Origin of the sequence: Flavonifractor sp. An306 (assembly GCF_002159455.1) — a bacterium.
GTDB lineage: Bacteria > Bacillota > Clostridia > Oscillospirales > Oscillospiraceae > Flavonifractor.
This window is the reverse complement of record NZ_NFIQ01000176.1, coordinates 1-1,804: the sequence shown is the minus strand read 5'-3', so window position 1 is coordinate 1,804 and position 1,804 is coordinate 1. Positions and strand designations below refer to the sequence as shown.

2 protein-coding genes are annotated in these 1,804 nt (G+C 39.2%); one reads left to right on the top strand and one right to left on the bottom strand.

Features of this window, described 5'->3' with window-relative positions; genetic code table 11:
• The first annotated feature begins 98 nt into the window (after positions 1-98).
• Positions 99-338: a helix-turn-helix transcriptional regulator gene (locus B5F88_RS19300; RefSeq protein WP_087937032.1), complete on the top strand. Its 240-nt coding sequence runs from the start codon at positions 99-101 to the stop codon at positions 336-338.
• A 209-nt stretch (positions 339-547) separates the two neighbouring features.
• Here B5F88_RS19300 and B5F88_RS20485 read toward each other — a convergent pair whose 3' ends face one another.
• A complete protein-coding gene (locus tag B5F88_RS20485; RefSeq protein ID WP_140402219.1) occupies positions 548-1,645 on the bottom strand; it encodes a hypothetical protein in 1,098 nt (365 codons plus the stop codon).
• Between the last annotated feature and the right edge of the window lie 159 nt (positions 1,646-1,804).

Sequence of the window (1,804 nt, the reverse complement as noted above, 5' to 3'; positions counted from 1 at the left end):
ATACAGCAAATAACGCCATTAGTACAGTTACAGGGACTAATTTTCACGCACCGGCCCATATAATAATTTTAGTACAGGGACAGGGACGGTGAGCGAAAGTGAGATTGAATCAAGCAGTCAGCAAGCGCCTTTTGGAGCTGCTGGACGAACGAAATATGACACAGTATCAGCTGTATATGAAAAGTGGCGTCCCCAAATCCACCATCGGCAATATTGTGAACTGCTCCTATGACTCTGTGAAGCTGCGGATCATCCATGAGCTGTGTCAGGGCCTGGGGATCGGCATTAACACCTTTTTTGCATCGTCGCTTTTCCAGGAAGATAACCTGGAACCGTAAACCTCCGACGAGCTTCGCCGGGGGTTTTGTTTGTTCCATCCAGGCGGTTAATTTCTTGCGGGATTCTCTTTGCATAGGGGGCTTGTTGACTGTTGGTATAGAAAAGGGGCAGCCAATTTCTCGGCTGCCCTTGTGGGTGGTAGCCCCCATCTTGCTTCTGGCATAATTGTATGTAAAATCCAAACGCAAAACATAGGTGCTTAGAATCATCAATTCTGAATTTGCTCCCATTCCTTTCTCCATACAGGAATAATTTTATCATGGTCAGTAATGCGAAATCGAGGATCGTTTAAATTAAGAACCATATTTAGTCGGTTACTATATATGGTGGGGCTTAAATAAAATGGGCCATAGTGTTTCTCATCTAATGTGCAAAAGTTTTGTTTTATTGCCGATTCAAAGTCAATGTAAAGTTGATCTCCAAAAGGATTATTTGCTCCAATAGCACTGCTCATATTGATAATTTTTTTCTCGCTATCGTAGAAGTCATCTATGGATAGGCAGATAAACATACGAATAGCTTCAGCATATACCCATATTTGACGGACACCCATGGACCGACCATCCATATTTTCAAGTGCTTTTGCCGAATAAAATACATTCTGAGTGTAAGTGGTTCTTCCTTGATGAGTGGTTTCAACATACTTGATTTTATACTTTGATTCTAATTCTGAGAGAATTTGTACTAAATCGGATACGGAGGTGAAAAATTCAATTTTTAACTTTGGTGATTGGTAACATTCCTTATTTTTTCCCTTCTGTAAATACCAAGTATCAATATCTATGGGAACGTGTTTATTCGAGTCATCAAAGCACCATGCAGGAGACAAAAAGTTATAATCGCGCTGAACAAAAAGGTATTCACTCCGATTAGTATATACATCTGGATCAATATAACAATAACCAGATTTAACAAAATGTTGCACAAAGAAATGCTTTATATTTTTGTAAAGTGTTCGCGGTAAAACAGCCTTATTCTCTGCCGATAAAAACAACGATCCTTCACAAAGGACATGGTCATCTTCTAAATATACAGGAGGACCGCTAAACCTCAGAGAGAGAGGAGTATCGGTTTCAATAGAAGTGTCATCAGGCGTATATATCCAAAAACATGGCGTCCCAGAATAGGCTTTCCCGAAATTGTGAAACTCTCGATAAGAACTTAACGGTTTCCGAAGTGGAGTATCAATTTCCGCTATACTTGGGACCCTTCCAAAGAATGGCTGATATATAAGAGAATATCTTTGTTCAATTTCAAAAAACAGGTCTTTCAACTTTTGCGGTGTGCAGTAAAAGAAAATCTCCATGTAATATCACCTCTATTCATCTTGGGCATCCATCTCGCAGGAGGGAGAAGCCCTGCTTTCTTTGTTGCTTTAATTAAATTTCTCTTGTTTAAATTTTCCATTATCAAAACAATTTCTTAATGTTAGCTTGCCGTCTTCATTAAAACGATAACTATAACT